Source organism: Nostoc sp. 2RC (assembly GCF_014222165.1).
In the GTDB taxonomy this organism is placed as follows: Bacteria; Cyanobacteriota; Cyanobacteriia; order Cyanobacteriales; family Nostocaceae; genus Nostoc; species Nostoc linckia.
This window is the reverse complement of record NZ_JACKZU010000393.1, coordinates 1-7,468: the sequence shown is the minus strand read 5'-3', so window position 1 is coordinate 7,468 and position 7,468 is coordinate 1. Positions and strand designations below refer to the sequence as shown.

At 38.8% G+C, this 7,468-nt stretch carries 5 protein-coding genes; all 5 read right to left on the bottom strand.

From position 1 onward, the window contains the following. Nucleotides 1–282: 282 nt before the first annotated feature. Nucleotides 283–1,437, bottom strand: coding sequence for an ABC transporter ATP-binding protein (locus GNE10_RS29570; protein ID WP_185569290.1), 1,155 nt, complete (start codon nt 1,435–1,437; stop codon nt 283–285). Then, a complete protein-coding gene (locus GNE10_RS29565; protein ID WP_185569289.1) occupies nt 1,434–2,132 on the bottom strand; it encodes an ABC transporter permease in 699 nt (232 codons plus the stop codon). The genes GNE10_RS29570 and GNE10_RS29565 overlap by 4 nt, the downstream gene beginning before the upstream one ends. 200 nt (nt 2,133–2,332) lie before the next feature. Further along, on the bottom strand, nt 2,333–3,220 hold the full coding sequence (locus GNE10_RS29560) for a substrate-binding domain-containing protein (protein ID WP_185569288.1): 888 nt from the start codon (nt 3,218–3,220) through the stop codon (nt 2,333–2,335). A 425-nt stretch (nt 3,221–3,645) separates the two neighbouring features. After that, nucleotides 3,646–4,884, bottom strand: coding sequence for a substrate-binding domain-containing protein (locus tag GNE10_RS29555; protein WP_185569287.1), 1,239 nt, complete (start codon nt 4,882–4,884; stop codon nt 3,646–3,648). A 257-nt stretch (nt 4,885–5,141) separates the two neighbouring features. Beyond that, nucleotides 5,142–5,894 (bottom strand): alpha/beta fold hydrolase, encoded by a 753-nt coding sequence (locus tag GNE10_RS29550; RefSeq protein ID WP_185569285.1) that lies wholly within the window; start codon nt 5,892–5,894, stop codon nt 5,142–5,144. Between the last annotated feature and the right edge of the window lie 1,574 nt (nt 5,895–7,468).

Genomic DNA, 7,468 nt, shown 5'->3' with positions numbered 1-7,468 from the left:
GGGGAAGGGGGAAAGGTTTTTTAGGGAACTTCAAAAAATAAATTATTCTGGTTCTCGTCGTTGACTGTTGACTGTCAACAATCTTCTGTGGAATATTTTTTTACTTGGAAGTCCTTTATCCTTTACCCTTTTCCCTTTAACCTTTACCCAACCCCACCTAACATTTTTGGGTTTGGAGACTACTAGAGATAAAAACTTTATCTCTCAACAGAATGGCGATCGCAACAACAGGATATAGATACCCTACCAATACCCTGCTACCATTACATAAATTTTTATCTACTACACAAAATGTGCATCTGTAGGATTGAATGCCAGTTTAATCATTCCATCAGGAGAGAGACGATCGGATGTATACCTGTGGGGTAATTTGGCAGTCAAGGTTTGTTCTCCCAATTTAAAGCGAATCGTATCAGTTCCTATGCCACGTAAAATTCTTTCTACCCACGCTTCTACTCTTACGATTTCTGGCTGCAATGGAATTGTAGAACTGACACGATCGAGATAGAAAGCATCACCAGACAAACAACAGGCACTAATGGGTGTGCTAATTTCACCAGGGTAAAGAAACTCTATACTATTTGCCAGTTTAATCAAATAACCTCCATCGCTTGGCTTTACCTGGCAGGGAATAATATTATCCATCCCCACCAATCTAGCAATTTGCTGGTTGGCTGGACGGCGGATGATGTTTTCTAATTTATCATCCTGAATGATACGGCCGTCAAACAAGGCGATGGCGCGATCGGCAAAATGCAAGATATCAGTAAAGTTGTGACTGACTAATATCACTGTCGCTTCCCTCGCTTGCGCCCATTGTCTGATTTTTTCGATAATTTGCGGGCGGATGGCCACATCTAAGGAAGCAGAAGGCTCATCTAATAATAGTAATTCTGCATCAGCGACTAACCCACAGGCAATACAAACTCGCTTACCTTCACCACCAGATAAAGAACGAGCTTGTCGATGTGCCAAGTGTTCGCAACCAAAGGTTTCCAGCGCAGTATATACCCTTTGCTTAATTTGGTGTTTTGGTACGTTGCGAAACTGTAGGACTCTGGCAACATTATTAAACACTGTGTCATCAAGTAGTAATGTTTCTTGAAAAACTAAAGCTGAACGACGATGCAAGCTTGTTTTATTAGTATGACTGGCATCTTGTCCAAACAATTGCATTTGGCCGCGGTAAGGTTGCAACAAATTGATTGTTGTTAACAGAGTGCTTTTACCAGCACCATTGGGGCCAAGCACAGCAACAAGTTCCCCTGGACGGACAGCAAAATTATCAATTGACAAGATATTTTTGCGAGTTTTGCTATGGACTTTTACCTGACGCATATTCAGGACATATTCATTTATGTCTTTAAGATTTTCCTGTCCTTCTACACCAGAGGATTCCATATCGACATAGGACTTTGACTGATTAAGTGTATTCATAATGTTTTCTTGTCGTGCTGCAAAATAGTCAGCGACACAATAATGCTGTAGGTGATGAAGAGTAAAATGTAAGCGATCGCCATGGCCACATCAAAGTTACCTTTTTCTACTTCTGTGACAATAGCTGTGGTGAGGACTCTTGTCTGCCCTTTAATATTGCCCCCCACCATCATTGATGCTCCAACTTCGGAGATGACGCGACCAAAACCTGCAATCACCGCTGCTATCAATCCTAATCTGGCTTCCTTAATCAGTAACAAATTAGCTTGCCACGGTGTCGCCCCCATTGATAACAGTTGCCAACGTAGTTTGGGATTAATACTGAGAATGGCTGCAAAACTCAAGCCTGCAACAATGGGCAAAGCAATAATTGTTTGGGCTACGATCATTGCTATCGGTGTATACATCAAGTCAATGTCCCCCAAGGGGCCAGAACGCCACAAAAATAGACTGACGACTAAGCCAACTACCACTGGTGGTAATCCCATACCGAAGTTAACGACGCTATTTAATACCTGTTTTCCGACAAAATTTTCTAAAGCCAACCATAATCCCAAAGGTACACCCAGGAAAACGCTAATCGCTGTCGCTGTTCCAGATACAATCAATGTCATTATTACTACATCGATTACATCGCGATCGGCCTTTGTTAATAGCTCAATAGCTCTGATTGCTCCTTGAATGATTGTATCCACAGTTAATTACCGTAATAAGCTGTTCTGCATTTGGCGTTGCACATTGACTCGATTAGATTGTTGACTGTTGACAGTTGACAGTCAACAATCACGCTAGTGTAATGAAGTATCTCAGCAGAAATATTTATACATTCTCCAAGGAGTTGTTTTTACACGACTCCTAACAATACCTTGGCTTATCGTCTGATACTCAAGTTTCTCTAAAAACCATAATCTTTTTCCGTTTTACCAGCATCAACAATAAACAGTGGTTCTCTAAATTCTTTTTTGCCGTGGGCTGCAATTATTTTTTGTCCTTCAGAAGATAAAACAAAATTAATAAATGCTTTAGCTCCTGCACTATTGACTTTGGGAAATTTCTGGGAATTTACTTCTAAGACATGGTAGAGATTTAATAATTTCCTATCTCCTTCTACCAATACCTGCAAAGAGGAAATATTTTTTTTCTGAAATATATATGTTGCTCGGTCTACTAAGGTATATCCTAGTTTTTGATTGGCGATTTGTAAAGTTTTCGCCATACCTGAACCTGTTTGTTGATACCAATTACCAGCAGGTGTAATTTTAGCCTCTTGCCATAAATCTTTTTCCAGCTTATTAGTACCTGAATCATCACCTCGTGATACAAACAATGCTTGGTTTTTAGCAATTAGGCTTAAGGCTTCTACAGCATTTTTTTTACCTCTAATCTTGGCTTTATCAGGATTAGCTGGCCCCACAATCACAAAGTCATTGTGCATTACCAAATGGCGATTTATCACTGCACCACTTTGTAAAACTTTGCGTTCCGCTTTCGGTGAATTCACAAATAGTGCATCAACTTCACCTTTTTCAGCTAAAGCTAAAGCTTGTCCAGTTCCCACTGCAACTTTTTTGAGTATGTATCCTGTTTTCTTTTGAAATGCTGGGACTAAATCATCCAATAGACCACTGTCTTCTATGCTAGTCGTCATGGCAACTATGACATTTTTATTTGTTGATGATTGTGCATTAGCTGGCTGTTGTGGGACTAGGAAATTACCAGCATCAACACTCACAATCGCTAAACAACAGGCCAAACCTGCAATGACAAACCTTCTTTGAATCATACAACCTCTGAGGATTTACAATGATGATGCAAATTATTAAGCCAAAGGATAATTTGGATTAATTTTTATATCTCTGAAAATAGAGATGATTGGGATATGTTTTCTGAAAATCTGAATATTTGACTAACTCAGCAAGTATCGATCGCACTACCTGAATCCTTTAATTGCGTAGTACATCCTTTTTATTCCAACTTAACGCAAGTATAGCATACATAACGCCAAAATAATTTACAAAATCCGACTTTTTATACTTCTATATTTTTCAGTAATGTATACACATATACAGATTTTTGTGCTTTTAATTCCACTACCGGATGGAGCTATCAAAATACGATAGGTACTTAATTTTATAGTTTTAAAATTAATCAGCGTTTGTAGCGGTACAATAAACCTCTTGCAATCAATTGCTTTTCCCACAAGAATGCTTAAATATTTGCTATGACTTCCCCAATATTGCTGATGTCATAGCCGCCGAGAATCTCTAATTGCGATCGCACTAATTGATGTCCCAAAATACTTAAAAATTGCTGTACTGGTGATTGTTCCAAGTATTCTTTGAGAATCACCAAGTCGTATCGCGCATGATGTAGGGGAATAAATCCCAATCCAAAGGTAGCTGCTATGGATGCTGTACTAATACCTGCATCAACTATTCCTGAAGCTACTGATAAGGCAACATCTTGATGGTTGTGAGCAATATGGTTAAATGTCTTCATAGCCTGGAATGGCACTCTTTGTTCTTGGAGTTTCCGTTCTAAAAGCATCCGACTACCAGAACCCACTTCATGAACGATGGTAGTTGCACCAAATTCTACCAAGTCGGCAACTGTTTTAATTCCCATTGGGTTTTCTGGTGGGACTAACAATCCCTCTTGCCAAACTCCAAGGGTAATTAAAACTGCATTCTTACCAGCTAAAGCTGTTCGTACAAAAGGAACGTTATATTCGCCTGTCTGAGGATCGTATAAGTGCATTCCCGCGATGTGAACTTCACCTCGGCAAAGACTACGCAATGCCTTCTTACTGTGGGCAAAACGATAATGAACGCGCAGTCTTGGATGCCAACGTTCAGTTGCTTTTGCTAATAGGGAAAGCACGGGTGTACAACCAGCAATCACAACTGTATTTTGCAACTTCTCAACATCGTCCAACAACCGAACCACGACTTTATTTCTTACGAACTGGCTTTGTGCTTCATCCTGGAAGTAACCGTCGCTGCTCTTTATAAGACCCTGCGCCAAAGCTATCTCGGAAGCTAATGACAGTTGACTGATGTTGGCGAACTTTTTCACAGGTAGTGTTTCACCATCAGAGGGAATCATTTCCATACGAAAAGCATCGTTTCCAACAAGGGGATAAGCTATCCATTGTTCTCCAACCCGCGCCAGAGTAACTTGTGATGGCTGTTCCTCCAAAGCTGAACCAGCGACAATTGCCTCAATTTCAGGGAAATCTTCATCTAGCCAAAATAAATCTTCAACTTTGCAGCCAAGTGCTTTGGCTAAATGCAGGCACATAGCCACAGAAGGAACACATTGTCCCGATTCTAGGCTGCCAATGGTCTGACGGGTGACACCAATTATGTTAGCTAAATCTTGCTGGCTCAAGTGCAAGCGAGTTCTAACAAACTTCAGGTTATTGCAAAGATTTACATCTAGTTTCATAAGGCTGTAAGTAAGTCGGTGAAATAAAACCAAACTATGTAAAGAAAAGTAAATAAGGCTCAAACTCTTTCTCCCCCTGCTCCCTGCTCCCTGCTCCCTGCCCCCTGCCTTATCCCAACAATAATTATTTATATCGGCCTACTTATCTCTCCCTGAGAATCAAAGCGGATTCCTATATAAATTTTGAATTAACTCCACTAAATCTGATGTTCTCTATAACTCTCCTTCGTGAGTGATTTTTTCATAAATTATGCTTGTTAATTTTTCCTTTCTTGTGGTAATAATGACTGATTAAATATTTTTTCTAGACGAGTTATTCCCCAAAAATTTAACATTTTTTCCCCTACTTCTTGCGGGTAAAAGAAGTGAAAAAAATGATAACCGTTAGGACATTCCCAAAGTCGATCTTCAAGCTTCAATACTTGTAACCATTTGGTTAATGCACTTGGATGAACAATGGGATCGCTTTTACTACCACATACCATCATGGGCATAGAAACACCGCCTTGAGGTAACTCGACTAATTTGAACAGAGAGTGCGGAAGAGGGGATTGTTCTAAATCTCTAGATAATATAGCCATTAATTTTTTAGTAGTATCATGAGTTGGCGTACCAAATAGATGACGAACACTACTAGCTAAAACCTGTTCGCGACTCATACTAAATACTTTTCTTTGCAGATAATAGTGGACGTGCCAAGTGTTAGCAGGCTGAGATGCTACAGCTAACAAAACTAGCGATCGCACTTTTTGGGGATAACGACGAGCAACACTTAAGGCAATGGCACCACCAGCACCATGACCTGCTAAATGTATAGGATGAGAATAATCTTTTAAAAATTCATTCACCAACTCTACAGCTTCATCTATGGATCTACCTTCGTCTTTGTGATAACAATACTCCCATTCAAATACATTCACATTCTGCGATATGTATCGTAGTAATGGTCGATCGAAACGCTGCAATACTTCGCTAGAAGCGATCCAAAGGACATCGACATCATCAATCATAAATACTCTAATGCTTCAAAATTAGGGAATAATCAACTCCCTTCGGGAGAGGGAACAGGGAACGGGTAAGGGGGAACAGTCCGTTCATTCCCTCTCTTCACTAAGACGGTTTGAGTCCCCCGCCTACAGGCGGAAAGTCTTGGTTGGGGATTTAAGCCCCCACCACAGACAGTCCCTGTTCCCTATTCCCTATTCCCTGTTCCCCGTTAATTTTTCTTGGTTGTATCTCTGCGTTACAAAAGCCGTTTTTGTCGGAGGTCATATTGATGGTTGAAAAATTTCACTGACACTTCGCAAGTATATCATGCATATAGCCAGGATATTTAACATCAAGAGATATTGTTGGTGAAAGCACAGCTGAAAATAAGCATCACTTTTTGGCGATCACGCCATTCATTTAGTTATTTTTAATACAAATTGCTCAAATCTAAATAGCCACTTTTATAAGCTTTAAACTCTTTGTACTTACAAAATATAGTTATAGGTTTATACTATAAAATAGCTGAGAACTAAATAAAAATATTGATGCAGTTGTATGATTACAATTATCAGGTTCTCATGACCTAACTTTTCACATTCCATGAAAAATCACAAGCAAGAAAGCGTGAAAGAATTTCTTATTCTAAGTTAAAAAACTGTATTTAAAAATACAGTTTTTGAGATTTTTCTTGGGGACTTGTTTTATAAGTAAACTCATTCTGCCGCTAATATAAAAGCTAGCGCGTACACACAAGTATAGACCGCAAAGGTTTCAACTCTATTTTGGGCAACTTAGGGACTTCCAAGTAAAAAAATATTCCACAGAAGACTGTCAACGCTCAACAGTTAACAGTCAACGACCTGAATCAGAACAATTTATTTTTTGGAGTTCCCTTAATACTCCATTTATCCAGATTGGATCTGAATTTTTGGATATTTTTTTATTTTTAATTTCCTAATTGTAACTATGGATACTGTTTAAAAATTATTTGATTAACGCAAGTAAATTGGCCAAATGTATGATATTGTTTAATTATAGGGAATCTAAAGCACTTCAAGCACAACAGATCTCCAAGCACTTGCGCTGTAGTGAACAACAAATCCCATATAAATCCCATAAGTCAATCAATGGTTTGATGAACTGATGGTCTTGTTCTACAAGTTTCTGGAGGCTTGTGGAGGTACTCGATCGCTAGCAGTTCTGAAGTTCTGGGGAGACTTTGGTCTGCTGACAGTTCATCAATCACTTTTGGGATAGATATTTTATTTGTTAGAAGCAGTTTTTTATCAAATCATACAGGAATTCTATAGCAGTCCGATTTGATTAATGAACTGTATAAGTAGGCAAGAGGGTTATAAAAGAGTAAACTGTACGGAATTTTGTTCAAAATCAAATAGGATTCTTATATTTTAGTTGAGAAAAATATCGGCGTTGACTGTTGATTGTTGACAGTCAACGATTAACATTCAACAAGCCTAACACGTAATATTTCACAAATTATTTGGGATTGCTGTGGAATAAACCAAAGCTTTGGCGAATAAAAAAATAAAGTAATTAGCTGATAATATTATCAACTATTTTACAACCCATATAA

Bases quoted from the DNA above. Each gene is read 5' to 3' on its own strand.
- GNE10_RS29555 (WP_185569287.1), bottom strand. From the start codon at position 4,884: ATGAAACTAGATGTAAATCTTTGCAATAACCTGAAGTTTGTTAGAACT.
- GNE10_RS29550 (WP_185569285.1), bottom strand. From the start codon at position 5,894: ATGATTGATGATGTCGATGTCCTTTGGATCGCTTCTAGCGAAGTATTG.
- GNE10_RS29570 (WP_185569290.1), bottom strand. From the start codon at position 1,437: ATGAATACACTTAATCAGTCAAAGTCCTATGTCGATATGGAATCCTCT.
- GNE10_RS29560 (WP_185569288.1), bottom strand. From the start codon at position 3,220: ATGATTCAAAGAAGGTTTGTCATTGCAGGTTTGGCCTGTTGTTTAGCG.